Origin of the sequence: Ureaplasma canigenitalium ATCC 51252, assembly GCF_000712165.1 — a bacterium.
GTDB lineage: Bacteria > Bacillota_I > Bacilli_A > Mycoplasmatales > Mycoplasmoidaceae > Ureaplasma > Ureaplasma canigenitalium.
The window spans coordinates 301,226-318,165 of record NZ_KL544010.1 but is presented as its reverse complement, the minus strand read 5'-3'; the positions used below and the strand labels follow the sequence as shown (position 1 = coordinate 318,165).

The following is a 16,940-nucleotide window of genomic DNA, read 5'->3' as shown; positions in this document are numbered from 1 at the left end:
TAAACAAGGAGAAATAAGCATTTGTCAAAATAATTTGAATACGAAAAGGGCATTTCCGCTTTTTTTGTTTCCAGAAACCCGGAAATAAAGAGAGTGAAAATAGAGTTGATTCATCATTTTGTGAAGTTTTTTTCGAATAATCGACCTTTTTTTTTTTTTTTTTTTTTTTTTGACCTAATAAAAAAATTTTTTCTTTATAATTTCATCTACTTTTTTACTTTGAATACCAAAGGAGTATGTATGAATAGTACTGATCAAAAACGAAGAAAAGGAAAAATTGCGGCCATTTCGGTTGTCACCTTACTTGTTGTTGGATCAATTATAGCGGGAGTTGCGATTCCGCTTTCGCAACAAAAAGCTAGTCTTGGAAAGGAAAAACATAAACCAGGGATTGATCATCAAAAGAAGGAAGACACGAAACCTGAGACTCCTAAGCAACCAGAAGATCCAAAGAAACCTGAAGATCCGAAACAAGGTGGGAGTGACACGAAAAAACCAAATCCACCTTTAAACTTCAAACCAAATGCTGTCCTTCACAGTGCACGTTTTAACTCATTAATTTTCGATGTTTCAAATTTAAATGAGAAGGAACACCACGGGAAAAAGGTTGAAGTTAAACTAGTTGATAAAAAGACTAACCAAGTAAAAGAAACTAAGTCAATTACGATTAGTAAGGATACTGAACAAGTAACATTTAGCGGGTTAAATGAAAATAGTGAGTATACTCTTGAGTTTGAGTACGAAGGTCAAAAAGTTTCATCATTTGATCAAAAAACAGAAAAGATGCCACGATTATTTGCTAGTGTACTGAGTGCGACAAATGCGAACATCCGTCTTTCTTCGTTAAAGCAATTTGAAGGTGAACTTGATCATGTTGAAGTTGTGATTAAGAATACATCAAAACCGAACGAAGCTCCGATTACCATTAATGGTAAAGATTTTCCTGTTATATCAGGTAATGGTCAAATTAACCTACAGGACAAGAACCTTCCGCTTGTTCCAGGAACGAAGTATGTTGCTGAATTCTACCTTAATGAAAATGGTAAAAAAACAGAGATTGCAACCCCACTTAATTTTGAAACTCCACAAGTAAATAATGTTGTTTATTCATATCTTGCTGGTAAAGGATCTGATAAGATTATCCTTTACGGTTTAAAAAATGAAGGTAAAAAAGTTGAAATTGAATATAAACCACTTGGTTCAAATTTAGACTATACGAAAGTTACTTCAGCGGATGTTGTTAATGATGGAAAAGTTGAAGTTACTTTCACGAACGACCTAGGTTTTGATAATACATACGAATTCAAAGTGAAGTACGAGGGTGAACCAGAATACGAAACCTTTGAACAAGGAAAAAAAGATACAGCATCTTTTAAAACACTGAAAGCTCCTACAATCAAAGTTGAAACAAAAGATGGACTTAATATTAAACTTGATAACCTTGGTAAAAACATTAATCAAGAAGAATTATATATAAGATATAGAGATAAAGAACAAGCGGGTGCTTGAACTGAGAAGAAAGTGAAAGACATCCCTGGGTTTGACAAGGGTCAACTTGATCTTTCTGATTTAGGTCAAAATAAGGATTATGAAGCTCAATTGATTTATAAGAAAGCTGGATCAAATGGTACTTCAAGCAGTACTATTTTAGACCAAGTTAACTTTAGAACAAAGCAAAGCTTTACTTTTGACCTTCCTAAATCAACAGTTACATCAACTAAAGCAATTCTTTCTTTAAAAGATGGTGGTTTATCAAAGAAGAAGGATGGGGAGGCATACCCTAATGTCACTCTTAAATACAATAAAGCTGGAGAGACACTACAAAAAAGTGTTAACCTAACCCACGTGAGCATTAATAATGAATCGTATGCAGTAAGTACCATCGATAACCTAGATCAAAATACAGTATACAACTTTATCCTTGAAACAAGTCAAGGTGAAGTGCTTTCACATGGTACTTTTAAAACAGGGACTGCTTCAACGTCAAACAAAGCGAACGATGACCAAAATACTTTTGAAGATAAGGAAAGTAACCTTATCGGTATTGAAAACAGACTCTTTAATGGTGTTTTCGTTACAGTTAAGAATACTTTCGGGTACCTTGATGTAGATGGTACATTGAAGTATGAACCAAGAGCAATTAACATTAAGTACTATCCTAAAGATAGTCCAAAGGACTATTTAACCGAAACCATTTTTGTTACCCTTAATGACTTAAGAAATAAGAAAATATTTACGAAACAAATTGAAAACCTTGATAATTCACCATATGTTTTTGAAGTTTCATATGTTAATGGTTTAAATAGTGAATATCACGTTAATGTTGTAACAAAAACTTTTGAAATTAACTTCAACCTACCTACAGTTGAATTTAAGAATACTGAAAAGCAATTGATTGTTAAGAATCTTAATTCACTTGAAGGTAAGAAACTTACTCTTAAGTATACTGATGGTTCAGATGAAATGATGAGTGTTGAAAAAACAGTCTCAAACAATCAAATTGAAGTTAACCTTGACAATTTAAGACCAAATACACATTATGATGTTAAAATTGATGTTCAATCTGACGATGTCGAATTTAAGAGTAGCATCGCTGGTGAGACTCGTAAAACTTTCTATGGTAATGAAAATGACGATGCAAAGGTAACGATTGAATCTTCGTTTACAACAGAAGATCAAAAGAAAACAATTTGAGTGAAACACGAAGCGAAGAGTACTTTAACTGGTACTTTCGATGTTTATCCTGTCCTTCAAGGGTTTGATGAATATAAAGGTAAAACCGTTCATGTGAAGATTGGAACAGAAGATGCTTTAAATCAAGTTACTGATGCGAATTACACGAATGATGCTGTTAAGAGCTTTAATGGTGTAGTCGCTGAAGATGGTCACCTTGATAGTGGTAACCAATGACTTCGAGGACTTTCTAAGAACACAGCATACAAAATTAGAGTTTATGAGAAAGCAGAAAGCGCAGATACTCTAACTAAAATCGCAGAACGTGATTTTACGACTCCTGAAATAAAAACACCACATGTTCAAAAGTTGAAAATTGTCGGCAGCAATACCAATAACCCTGGATTTATGGTTGAAAATATCGAAGAGATTAGAGACCTATTAACGAACAATCCTAACATCAACTTTAGAGCTCAAATGATTACCGATGATCGTCCATATGAAGAATTTACCACTGTTAACACAAAGACATTTACCAAAGGTGTTAAAGATTTAAGTTTTAACCACTTAAAATGAACTAAAAAAATTGGAAACTATGGTAGTCAAGGAAATACGGTAAGAATTCGACCATTGATAAATGCTAATGATCAACAATTCCGTGACTTTTTCAAGCACAATGGAAAATATCAAATTATTATGACTCTTGAAAAAGACAACCAAGAGTATGTTATTGCAACTAACTCATTGGATGACATTCTTGTTCCTAATCAAAATCCACCACGATTAGTCGATTCTGATACTGTTAATGTTCTGAAAAACACAAAAGATTCAAAAGGTAACTACACAAGTGCAGTTGAATATAACCTTCAAAACCTTGAAGCATATAAAGGTGCTGATGGTAGCTCATCAACATTAAAAGCGTACTACATTGAGTCTAATGACATTCTTTCACAAGGTGATCCAACAAAATGACACCTTGTTGGCGATGTAGCTATTGATGGTAGCAATGCTGCTAAAGTTTCATTTGAAAACTTAAAACCTGGTACAAAATACAACTTCGCTGTTGTTGACAGTAATGGAACTAAGATTATCTCTCGAGATAATGTTAAAACAAGTAGTGTTCCGAAACTAAGAAGCAAGACTCTAGGGGATACCATTATGAAGTATAACCTAGCTGACCTAAAGGGTAGTCAAGCAGTTCTTCCTGAAGGTAAATATAAAATTAAATATAGTACAGATGATTCATACAGTAATGAATCAAATGAAATTACTATTAATGATCAAATTGACCTAGCAACTTTTGAAGGAAACCTTGAATTTGTTCTTACAAAGGGTTTAACACCGAATACTACTTATAAATTTAAATTAGTAAATGAGAATAATGAAGTCGTTCTTGGATATGAGGACTTCTTCAAAACAAATAAATCACAAAGTGAAGAGACAATCGTTGGAAACGATTATGCGGTTGTAAAACTAATTAATCCAACATATTCCCTACGTGAAGGTTCGTATAGTATTGCGAAACGTGGAAAAGAAGCTGATAATGAAAAAACAGTTCTTGATGTATTAAGAATGCAGTACTCAGAAGATGCTAGCTTCAGTACATACAAGGAATATGGTGTTGCGTTATCTGAAAACGAATCACAACTAATCAACCTTAAGTTCAGTCATCTAACACCAGGAAAAACTTACCACTATCGTCTGGTTAAAGGAACAATTAAAGCAGGGATTATTAAACAAAACGCGACAGACAACGGTACTCCTGAACTTACTCTTGACACAGCAACACCTATCATACAAGGTCAATTTACAACATATAACATCAACACTAACATTGAAGCTAAAAAAGAGAAAGCAACAATTACTTTTGATAACATCCCTAATGTTAGTGCACCAAATAAAGTTTATTTAAGCTACAAGAAGGTAGACCAAACGAATGTTTTTGATGTTAACTACGATTATCAGATTGTCGATGGAAAGATTATCTTTGAAATTGATCATCTAAAGGAAAATACTGATTACGAGTATACCGTTACGAAAGTTGATGATAACACTAAACTAATTAGTGGTAACTTTAAGACCGATAAGGATAAGAAAGAAGTTAAATATCGTACCTTTAGTATTGATGACACATACCGTCGTGTTCAATTAACAAACATTGATGATTATGTAGGGCGAAACATTAGAATTACCTTAAGTGATGGTAAAGATAAGAAGAGTATTAACAATCAAGTTTCAACATATGATACTGTTCTTACAAATGATAATGATGAATTCATTTGAGACTTCAGTGACCTTCCTATTCTTAAGTCATATCAATATAAAATTGACTTACTTGATAAGGACAATAATGTTGAAAAGACTCTTGCTTCTGATACTTTTGATGTCGTGGCTAATTATACATCTGGGGGAGACCAAAAGGTAACGACAAATGTTAAAGCACTTGGTAACTTCGAGTTAAATAACTGATATACCGTAACTACACTACAAGAAGTGTATGCGGACAAGGATAACTGACAGGATAGAGTTGCAAAATCCCTTGAACAAATCGGGATTTATGGTACACAAGTGTCAGCTAACAACGCATATGGATGACACCGTCTTCTTGTTACAGGTAGTAAACAAGTATACTTTAAGAAGGAAGCTGACAAACTAGTCTACGAGTATATCTTTATTGACACTGCTAACCAAACTGGTCAAAATGCTAAACTTAAGGGAATTAAGTTTGAATTTAGACTAGTTGGAAATACCATCCAAGTCAATATTCTTGAAGCGAAGGAAAAAGAAGAATTGATTGACCGACGTCGTAGTATTTCTGAGTTTAGTTACACTGAACTTACGAAGAATCTTCTTTATAAATCGTCAGGTGGTCTTCTAAACCAAGGAAACGGAGACATCCCAGGGGAAAGATACATTAATGTATCTGGCTTTAAATTTAAAGCAACCACAGAAAAACGGGGTGTGAGAGACTTCGGGGTACCATCAATTGTTCGTTACTTAAACGAAGAGGGTACTCCCGCTCTTAATGAGAAGATTGTCTCAAGGGGTTCAAATACCGCAATTGCTTTCATTCACCTAAATAACCCACAACAAGAAGTTGAATACGGGGACTTCGATGATAGTTCTGTCTTCAATTACGATGTTTCATATAACAAGTATCTTGTTACGAATAACAAAGTATTACCATTTAATGCTAACTTCTTAATTAGTCCTTCAATATATCCAAACATAGGTCATAGTCGATATAATACCACTGAAACCGGATTTAAGTATGATAGTCATCTAAGATCTAACTTCTTTAATACTTTAAAACAATACGGACGAATCCGATTTACAGGACAAGATGTCTCAAACCGTAACTGAATTTCATTTAATAGCGATGATATTATTCTTTTCGAAGATGAACAAAATGCATACAGTACGAAGTACTTTAAGGAATTTGATCTAGCAAAACGTCTTATTTGACGTGATGGGAATACCCTTAAGGGAATGCGTCTTACATTAAATGATGCATCTGGTGGTCAAGGGGCTGCACTTGGGATGCTTGATGATGTTGTTTATTATCTTGATGATAATGAAAATATTGACCTTAAAACCCTTACTTGGGATGAGTTTGTAAAGAATGCGAAGAAGCACACGACATTTAAGTTTATGAATCCTGATAGTCCAGGAACGGCAATTGCTGGAATTTCCTTTGTTTCAAAAGAAAAAGATTTAATTACAACTGACGAAACAACATTTACAAACCCACAAAAACAAGAAGCTAGTGTTCTTCTTGAATCTGAAAGTCAAGATGGAAAGCAAACACGGAAACTGAAATTCTTTAATGTTCCTGTTGGAAAATATACTGTGAAGGTTGAATATCCAATTTTCTTCCCAACGAAGGATAAACAATCGTTTGAACCAGTGACTAAAGAATTTGTCCTTGGAAATGGTACTAAATACTACGAAATTGATTTAACAGATGACTTAAAGTATAGTACTCAATACAAAATTACTGTAAATAAGGATAATCAAGAATATAAGGTGTTCACAGGAGTTAATCCTAATATTAAAGGTGGATTTACTATCTTTGCAAGCCGTGAAGTCACTAACAATACAGTCGGGTTCCTTTCAGCACCAAATCAAGGAATATTAGATTATCCTGAAGTACCTGAACGACGACCGAGTGTTCCACATAGATTATTCGATCTTCCGAAAGGTAAATCAGCAGCTCAACAAGAAGTTGTTAATAGAATTGGTTCTGTCTTGATAGGTTCATCATTGTTAAACAATGGTCATATGCGCTATAAATGGTCTTTCAAGATTGAACAACCTAAAGGTCAACATAATAGAGGAAGAGAAGAAAGCCATACAAGTCGAGTAGAAAGTATTTTAGCCGCAGCTGTAAGTGACGATAATACTAAGATTGTTGTAATGTGGATTCAAATAAGATTGCTTTATGGTGGGCATGATAATGTTTCATTCTCTGTTCTTGATGCTTATGAACATACTTTAACTAGCGAAGAGCAGGCAAATCTTCAAAGTGTTAACTTGAATAAAATCTGGAGTGATGTGGAAAATAAAAAAGGTAAACCTGGTTCGTTAAAAAAACAAAACCGTATTGTTAGTTCTACAAATGCTACCGAAGCTGACTTCACTGGTAATAATGCAGGTAAAGTTGCAGCATTTGGTTTCTTTATTAAAGATAAAGAACCAGCTCCAGCTCCAGCACCTACTGTTCCACCAACACCGAGTGCTCCAGACACAGGTTCATCTGTGCCAAACAATGGAAACAGTAATAATTCACAAGTTGGAAACAATCAACCCTCAACAACAGGTAACACTAGCGCAACAGCGGGTTCAAATCCACCGGTACCCGCTCAACCAAACACGACTCCTTCAACAAAGTAAATTTATTTTAATAAAAGAAAAAACTTTTGTTAATAAGAAGGAAAAACACAAACTCAAAAAGTTGATCAATTTGGTCAACTTTTTTCTTTTTTCTACGAATATATAAAAAGAAGGAGATTACTTCCACCGGGGAGTTGATTTAAAGAATGATTAAATAAAACAACAAACTTGACACTCTTTGTATTTAAACTAAAAAAATTAACTTAGTTTTAAATTTTCTTACTTTTAATAGAAAAAGGAAGTAATGCGCTTTTTTTCTAAAATGAGACAATTTTTCACTTTTTTAGAAAAAAAGTACACACCAACATGTGATGAATGGTACAAAAACCAGGTTAACTGTTTTTTTTTTTTTTTTTGAATTGATGATAAATTTTTTTCTATATAATAAAAAACACTTTTTTAACTTTGATTTCTGAATTTTAGGAGTTTTTATGACCAATAATGATCAAAAAAAGAAAAAAGGGAAAATTGCGGCCATCAGTGTCGTATCAATTCTTGTCGCTTCAGCTATTGTAACAGGAATTGTAGTTCCTCTTGCTCAAGGACAAAAACGAGACCAAAAAGGAGGGATTAAGAACCAAGGTGATGCTAAGAAGCCTAACGAAGATCAAAAACCACAGGTTGAAGATCCTAATAAAGGTAAAAAAGAACCACATCAAAAAGATGTTCCTAACGGAATTACATTTAAACCAAGTGTTATTCTTCATAGTGCTAGATACAATAAATTAACTTTTGATATTGCTAATTTAAATGCAGATAAACTAAAAGATCAAGATGTGACTGTTAACCTACTTGATGCAGCGACGAATAAAATTAAAGAAACAAAGACCTTTACGATTAAGAAAAATAATCAACAAATTATCTTTACTAATTTAGATGAAAATAAAAACTACACCATCGACATTATTTTTAATGGTAATTCAGTGATGAAACAAGATTTTGTTACTGAGAAAAAACCAAAAGACTTCGCAAGTGTTTTGAGTGCTACAAATGCAAGTATTGGCTTAACTTCACTAAGTCAATTTAATGATGATTTAAATAATGTTGAAATTTTAATAAAGAATTTATCAGATTCGAAAAGTGCTCCTATTTCGTTAAAAGCAAGTGAATTACCGCTTAATAAGGGTAATATTAGAATAACTTTACAAGATTTAAACTTTACTCTTGAACCAGGAACAAAGTATAGTGCTGATATTTTTCTTACTGAAGACAATCAAAAAACTGAAGTAGCCTCTACCATTAATTTTGAAACTCCTGATGTAAAAAATGTTGTTTATTCTTATCTTTCAGATGAAGGAGTTAATAAAATCATTCTTTATGGTTTGAAGGAAAACGGAAAGCATATTGAACTTGAATATAAACATCTTGGTACCTCGTTGAATTATCAAAAAATAACTTCTACAAATTTAATAACTAATGGAAAAGTCGAAATTACTTTTAATAGTGATTTAGGGTTTGACAATGCTTATGAATTTAAAGTGAAGTATGCTAATGAGACTAATTATCTTCGTTTTGATGGCTCAAATAGTGATGTTGGAACTTTTAAAACACTAGCTGCTCCCAGAATTACAGTTGACACAAATAATGGATCAAGTATTAAACTTAGTCAAATTGGAAAAAATGTCAACAAGGATAACCTATATTTAAGATATCGGGATAAAGCATCAGGTGGTGCTTGAACTGAGAAGAAATTAAAGGAGATTGAAGGATTTGAAAACGGTTCCTTAAATCTTAATCAATATCTTTCTCTTAACAAAGATTATGAAGCTCAATTGCTTTATAAAAAGCAAAATAAGAACGAAACTGAAAGTACCATTCTAAGTCAAGTTGAATTTAGAATAAAACAAACCTTATCATTTGATATTTTGAAGTCAACAACAACATCAACCAAAGCTATTCTTACTTTTAAGGATGAAGATGAAAAGGAAGAAACTCCTAATCATAAATATCAAAATGTTGTTTTAAAATATGCTAAATTAGGTAATCTTAATTTGATTACTGCAAATCTTAATAATAAGGTGATTGGTAGTTTATCATATGCTCAAAGTATTATTGAGAACCTTGAACAAAACACAATTTATAATTGAGTTCTTGAAAGTATAAATGGAGAAAAAATTGACGGGGGAACTTTCAAGACTGGTAAGGCTTCAAGCAACCTCAAACCAGAAACTGATAAAAATCAATTCGAAACCAATTTAAGCAATCTAGTTGCTGTTGAAAATCGTTTACTTGATGGTGTTCAAGTTGTGGTTAAAAACACTTTTGGTTACCTTGAAGGTAATGGTAATTTCCAGTACCAACCTCGCCAAATTAAGATTAAGTATTATCCTGAAAACAGTGAAAAGGATTACTTAACTGAAACAATCAATGTTACAAAAGAGGATATAATAAATAAAAAACTCTTCACAAAGCAAATTGAGAATCTTGAAAATGCTAATTATATTTTTGAAGTTTCTTATGTTAATGGACTTGACGAAAATTACAATGATGCTGTTTTTGTTAGCAAATTTAAGATTAACTACAACCTTCCAGAGGTTGAATTTAAGAATGATGAAGGAACATTAATTGTTAAGCATTTAAGTTCACTAAATGGTAAAAAAATTACTGTTAAGTATAGTGATGGTCAAGGTGAAGTAAAGAGTGTTTCAAATGAAGTTAAGAACGGTCAATTTGATGGAAAATTAGAAAATCTAAGACCAGAAACACACTTTCAATTAAAGATTGAAATCGATTCCGATGATATTGAATTTATGAGCACCATAATTGGTGAATCTCGTAAATCTTTCTTTGGTGATGCAGGAAATAACGAAAATCTCGTTATTGAATCATCGATTATGACACATGCTCAAAAGAACATTATTTGAATTGTTCACGAGCAAAAAGATGTGATTTCAGGTACTGTAAATATTTTTCCCATTCTTGAAGGTTTTACTTCTTTTGCTAGTAAAAAAGTTCAAATTAGAATAGGAACTAATGAAGAATTGGATAAGGTAACAAATGAAGACTACAATAGCGATCAAGTTCACACAGTTCAAACAGATACTTTTGATAACACAGGAAAACCATCGAATGGTGGTAAATGAGTGAATGGATTAAAACCAAACACTGATTACAAAATTAGAGTTTATGAAGTCGGGGCCGACAAATCTTTAAAGAAGATTGCTGAACGTCCTTATCACACCCCAAATATTACCCCACCGCGTGTGCAACGACTTGAGGTGATCGATTCAAATACCGATCATTTCGGATTTAAGGTAGAGAACTTACAAGAAATAAGAGATATTCTTGGAAACGATGCTAATATAATTTTTCGAGCACAAAAAATTACTGATACGAACTCATATCAAAACTTTGATACCTTTGCAGAACATAGTTTTAATACTGGTGATGCACAAAGTTTTAAAACATTAAAATGAACTAAAAGTAAAGGATTGCTTGGTAATCAAGGTCATATAGTAAGAGTTCGACCATTCACTGGTGCAAGCACTGAAAACTATAAGAAATGATTTGAAGATAAACAAAAATATCAAATTATTTTAACAGTTGTTAAGAATAATAAAGAATATGTCATAGCGACAAACCTTGCTAATGATTTACTAGTTCCTAATCAAACACCACCAAGACTTATTGATGCTGATACTGTTAATGTCTTGAAAGATAAGTCTACAACTAATGATTCTTACACAAGTAGTGTTGGATTTAAATTGCAAAACCTTGAAGCTTATAAAGCAAAAGATGGGGAAGAATCGAAATTAAAAGCATACTATATCGAATCTGATAACTTCCTTTCAAAAGGTGACCCAAAACAATGAAAAGTGCTTGGTGACGTTAAGGTTAAAGATGACAATACAGCTGATGTTACCTTCGATAACCTAACACCAGGAACAAAGTATGATTTCGTGATTGTCGATAATAATGGTACGAAAATCATTTCAAGAGTTAATGTCCAAACAAGTAGTATTCCTAAGCTAAGAACAAAGACTCGCGGGGATACCATTATGCGTTTTAACTTAGCTGAACTCGCTGGTAGTCAAGGTGTTCTTAAACAAGGTACTTATAAGATTAAATATAGTAAGGATAATTCTTATAATCAAGAATCAGAACCGGTCGTTATTGATCAAAATATTAATCTTTCTAACTTTCAAGGAACCCTATTGTTTACTTTAAAAAATGGCCTTGAACCAAATACTACATATAAGTTTAAATTAGTAGACGAAAACGATAAAGTAATTCTGGGATACGAAGACTTCTTTAAAACGAATAAATCACAAAGTGAAGAAACTATTATTGGTAATGATTTTGCTATTGTTAAACTAATTAACCCATCATATCAATTACGAGAAGGTTCATATAGTATTGCGAAACGTGGAAAAGACACAGAGACAGATAAAACTGTCCTTGATATTCTTAGAATGCAGTATTCAACTAAAGCTGACTTTAGCGACTATAAGGAATATAGTGTTGCATTATCCGAAAACGAAACACAACTAATTAATCTACGATTTGATCATCTTACTCCTAATACAACTTACTATTACCGTCTTGTTAAAGGGACTGTCAAGGCCAAAATTATTCAAAAAAATGGTACTGATAATTCAGCACCGGTTGTTGAGCTTAACACAGATGCTCCCCTTCTTAAGGGACAGTTTACAACCTTTAATGTTAAGCAATACATTCAAGCTGATAAAAACAAAGCGACAATTACTTTCTCAAATATTAGTGGTATAACGGATAAAGATCAGGTTTATCTTAATTACAAGAAGCAAGATCAAACGAACATCTATGATGTAGCTTTTGACTATCAAATTATTGATGGTAAAATTGTTTTCACTCTTGATCGTTTAAACGAAAATACGATTTATGAGTATCAACTGATTTCTAATATAGGTGATCGACATTTAATCAATGGTAGCTTTAGTACTAGTCATACAACAACTGAAGTTCAAGCTCGTGAATTTAGTATTGATGAAGCATATCGTCGGATTCGCCTTACTAATTTTGATGATTATATAGGTCGAAATATTAAAATTACTTTATTTAGTTCTGACGAAAAGAAGAACAATCGTAAGCAAGTTTCAAGTATCGTGACAACTCTTACAAGCGATAATGGTGAATTCTTGTGAGACTTTGATGAACTTGATGATATTACGAACTATGAGTATATGTTTGAACTGCTTGATAGCGAAAACAAGGTTGAAAAAACTCTTGCTCATGGTGAATTCTTTGTATCAGCTAAGTTTACTGGTGGTGGGGATAAAACTGTTACAACAAATGTTAAAGCACTTGGTAACTATGAAATTAACACTTGATACCCAGTTACTACACTACAAGAAATTTATGCTAACCAAAAAAACTGAGCAGAACAAGTTGAAAAGTCGTTAGAAGAAATTGGGATTTATGGTTCATCTGTTGCTGTTGGTAATGTAGCTTATGGATGACATAAATTAATTGTCCAAGGTAGTCAACATAAATACAGCAAGAAAGAAGAAAATAAACTTGTTTACTACTATCTTTTTGCTGATAAAGAAAACCTTGATGATGACCCAAATCATCCAAATAATCAAGGTGTTGAAAAAGGTATTAAATTTGAATTTAAACTCGTTGGTAACACTATTCAAGTTCGGATTTTAGAAGTGAAAAGAAAATCAGCAGTCATTGACCGTCGAGCTGACATAAGTAGTTTTAAATGAGAAGATTTAGATACTGACCTAGTTTATAAATCTTCCCTTGGTCTTATTAATCAATATACAAGGGAAACTGTCACCGACTTTATTAATGTTTCAGGGTTTAAGTTTAAAGCAACTACTCTTAAGCGTGGGGCAAGAGATTTTAGTGTTCCACATATTTTAAGATACTCTGTAAATGAAGGTGCACCTGCCCTTAACGATAAGACTGTTTCAAATAATACCGACCATAAGAAACACACTAATGTAGCCTTTATTCATCTTAACAATCCAAAACAAGAAGATGCTTATGGTGATTTTAACGATTCGAATGAATTTAACTATGATGTCCTTTATAACCAATATGTAGCAAAAGATAATAAACTACTTCCATTTAATGGTAACTTTACCATTAGTCCATCATTCTTTCCTACCCTTCCGATTAGTGGAAAAAATATTGCTGAAACAGGATTTAAGTTTGATGGTTCAATTAGAAGAAAGTTCTTTGATACCCTAAGTGCTTCGGGTCGAATTCGCTTTACTGGGCAAGATGTGGTTAATAAAAACTGAATTGCTCTAAATAGTCATGATGTCATTATGTTTGAAGATGAAATTGATGCTTATAGTGACAAATACTTTAAAGAATTTGATCTTGCAAAACGTCTTATTTGACGTGATGGTAATACTCTGAAAGGAATGCGTCTTACCCTTAATGATTCACAATATGGTTGGGGTGCATCATTAGGGATGCTTGATGACACGGTTTATTACCTTGATCTCGACGGTAGTCTTGATTTAAGCAACCTTTCTTGAGATGAATTTACCAGACTAGCGAAGAAACACACTACATTTAAATATATGAATCCAGATAGTCCAGGAACGGCAATTGGTGGAATTTCGTTTATTTCAAGAAGCAAGGAATTCATAGCAAACCCAACAGATCCGTACATTAATCATCAAAATCTTTCAAGTGTTGTTGAACTCGATGCAAATAGTATTGAAGGTCAGGAAAGTAGAAAACTGAAACTATTTAATGCAGAACTTGGTGAGTACACTATTAAAATTGAGTATCCAATATTCTTTCCGACTTTAGAAAAGACTACATATTCTCCCGTTACAAAAACTATTAATATTACCGAAGCGAATAAGAAGTTCTTTGAAGTTGACTTAACTGAAGACCTTAAGTATAGTACAGAATATAAGGTGACATTGATTAAACCAAACAAAGAAGAACAGGTGATTAGCGGGTATAACACGAATATACCTGGAGGAATTACTAGATTCGTTAAACGAGACATTAAGAAGGGAACAATTGGGGTTAATAATAAAGGACTATATGACTATGCCCCGAATCCTGAACGTCGATTCCGTATTCCATATAGTGATGTTGATTTTAAATTTACAGATGAGGATCAAATTAGTCTTACTAATCGAATCGGTGCTTTCCTAATCGGTTCTCCAAAATTAGGAAATGGTCAAATGAAATATAAGTGATCATTTAAGACTCAAGTACCATCAAATAATTCAGGTAATAACAATCGATGAGATAAAAATCCACTTTCAAGAATCGAAAGTATTCTTACCGCAGCTGTTAGTGATGATAATAGTAAGATTGTAATTTTCTGAATCCAAATTAGAGCAATTAATAACATTATTGCTTTTGTCGTCCAAGGTGCGAAGGAATATACTTTAAACGAACAAGATAAAAACGACATTCAAAAAATTGATTTACAAAAAGTTTTTGCTAGCAATAAATTGAGCAAGAGTATAAAAAATGATGTTTTCAGTTCGGATAATGTAACTGAAGATGATTTTAAAGGGGATGCGAACAAGAACCGTGTCAGTGTCTTTGGAGTTTATATTAAGGACAAAGAAAAAATGGAAGAAGTTAATCCATCAAATAAGTAACTAAACCTATCTCATAAGAAAGCTTACGATGTGTGAGCTTTTTTATTTTATATTCCTAGAGTAAATAAGCGATGATGAATATAACATTCGAGCAAGGCATAACAAATAAGAAAATCCTAATTATTATCTTTATTTAATGTCCAATATTTTCTTTATTTCTGTTTCAAAATCAACGAAATTATTCATCAACTTTAATGGTAACGTTAGTTTGTGATTCACTTTATTATCAGGATTCATCTCAACTATTTTCTTTAAACTATTCATTATATTAACTCAATATCCACGCTTTTTCTTTTCGTGGATGTATTGAAAATCTATCTTTTTAGAAACAATTCTGTAATATACATCGGTTTTAGTTATCCCGACACAAATCAGGTAGTCATAATTATAGTTTGGATTAATTCCATTAAATTGAAAATTATTGTGTTTTTTACCAAGACGCGCTGTTTTGATTTCAAACAAAATTTTCTTTGGTGACTTAATTGCTATATCATACTCATTGTGTATAACATCGTTTTCATTCTCATGTTGAAAAATAACACCTAACTTACTTAAGATACATTTGATAAATCGTTCAACGATTGAACCAATTGATTAGCTTCAAATTCTACTATTTTTCAAAAAATATTGTTAGTGTCTTTTTGGTCAAGCTTTTCTTCTTGATATTTTTCTTCAATAATATTTAATAAAAGCGCTTTGAAATCCAGTGATTATTAGCCTTTAAAACCGTTGTGGAAAAGCAAATCATAAATGTGACTCTTCCCGATATGACGACATGAGTTAGTGGCTAGTGAACTGTAATTAACTCAATCCTGGTTTATTAAAAGTTCTTGAATTTTTTTAATTTCATTTTCATCTTTTGTGTTAATTTTGATAGCAATACCACTACCATACTTAACATCTTTAAAGTCATAAACCACTTTGTTCTTGTCATAGAAAGTGGAAGATAAATAAAAATCAGCTTTTTCTTCAAAAATTCATTTTTTACCACATTCTCTGTTTTTAGCTGTTGATACAGTAAAAACATCTAGATACTTTTGGAATGGATTAGCTTTTCTGTTCGTATACCAATTAAAATTGTTTTGCAGTTCATTACTGTATTTCTTAGAACAAATTTGAAAAACACATTTAACATCAACATCTTTTCCATTGGGTAAATAAAAAGAATTTTTAGGTAGTACTTCATTATGAATTAAGTTAAATCCTTTAACTCGATATCTAATGCTTCCCTTACCTTTGCTTTCAAAAAACATAGGAAGGATGAAACAAACAAAATCAGCATTTCTTGAATGGTTAATGAATTCAAGTGCGAGTACACCACGGTGACCAAAAGGGGGATTTCCAATAACGATTGTTTTTGAACTAGGTAACTGGTATTTTAGATAATTAATTGCTAATACACCATCACGTTTGGGATCGATGTCGATACCGATTTTCTTATTTTCTGGGAGAAGGTCAAAAAAGCAACCTTCTCCTACACTCGGTTCTATCCAAGTATATTCAGATATATCCTCGTAGACATTAATTATTGAACGTGCTTTATTGTAAAGTGCTTTCGCAACATCGTTTTTTGTATAATACTGATCAAGGGTGTTTTTTTGAATTAACCAACATAGATTTTCCGTTGACATATTTTAAATCCATCCTAACCAGCACCTTTCTAATTTATAAATTATAGCTAAAATAATGTTCGGTTTTACCCCATCATCCGTTTGTAAAAAAAGTTTAAATTCACTTTTTTAGTTATTTGCTTTTCTTTTTTTAGTTAAAAGTAGAAAAAAAGATGCTTTCAAAAAAATGTAA

General features: G+C 32.3%; 4 protein-coding genes. 2 read left to right on the top strand and 2 right to left on the bottom strand.

Features of this window, described 5'->3' with window-relative positions; translation table 4 throughout:
• Positions 1-240 precede the first annotated feature (240 nt).
• Both T416_RS0103255 and T416_RS0103250 read left to right on the top strand, forming a co-directional pair.
• Positions 241-7,566, top strand: a complete 7,326-nt coding sequence (locus T416_RS0103255) for a hypothetical protein (RefSeq protein WP_031489379.1) — start codon at positions 241-243, stop codon at positions 7,564-7,566.
• A gap of 431 nt (positions 7,567-7,997) precedes the next feature.
• A complete protein-coding gene (locus tag T416_RS0103250; protein WP_031489378.1) occupies positions 7,998-15,137 on the top strand; it encodes a hypothetical protein in 7,140 nt (2,379 codons plus the stop codon).
• Between the two features lie 129 nt (positions 15,138-15,266).
• Here the strand turns inward: T416_RS0103250 and T416_RS03995 are convergent, their stop codons facing one another.
• Together T416_RS03995 and T416_RS03615 are read right to left on the bottom strand one after the other, a co-directional pair.
• Positions 15,267-15,599 carry a hypothetical protein gene (locus T416_RS03995; RefSeq protein WP_051676020.1) on the bottom strand — a complete coding sequence of 111 codons (333 nt, stop codon included), beginning with the start codon at positions 15,597-15,599 and terminating at the stop codon, positions 15,267-15,269.
• A 251-nt stretch (positions 15,600-15,850) separates the two neighbouring features.
• On the bottom strand, positions 15,851-16,768 hold the full coding sequence (locus tag T416_RS03615; protein WP_038079792.1) for a restriction endonuclease: 918 nt from the start codon (positions 16,766-16,768) through the stop codon (positions 15,851-15,853).
• Positions 16,769-16,940: the final 172 nt, after the last annotated feature.